The organism is Bacillus lumedeiriae, assembly GCF_044891285.1.
GTDB classification, from domain to species: Bacteria; Bacillota; Bacilli; order Bacillales; family Domibacillaceae; genus Pseudobacillus; species Pseudobacillus lumedeiriae.
Genome location: NZ_JAUIYO010000062.1, coordinates 1 through 318, shown reverse-complemented (window position 1 = coordinate 318; position 318 = coordinate 1). Strand labels below are relative to the sequence as shown.

The window sequence follows — 318 nt, the reverse complement described above, 5'->3', positions numbered from 1 at the left end:
GGAAATCTCCGGATCAATGCTTACTTACAGCTCCCCGGAGCATATCGGAGTTAGTCCCGTCCTTCTTCGGCTCCTAGTGCCAAGGCATCCACCGTGCGCCCTTTCTAACTTAACCTAAAATGGCGATTACTCGGTTTTATTGCTTGGTTACTTTTATACGATATTATCCAGTTTTCAAAGAACAATAGATATTACTTATATATAGAAGGAATTCATCCTTCAAAACTGAACAAAAAACAATGCCGTTAATTCGTCTGTGAGAACATCGTTCTCTTCTGCTAGTAGGTAAGGCGTACACCTTCACCGTTCACATATTCC

Annotated in this window: 1 rRNA gene; it reads right to left on the bottom strand. The window is 41.5% G+C overall.

The window, feature by feature from the left end:
- A 23S ribosomal RNA gene (locus QYG89_RS17210) occupies positions 1-115 on the bottom strand; the annotation flags it as partial.
- Between the last annotated feature and the right edge of the window lie 203 nt (positions 116-318).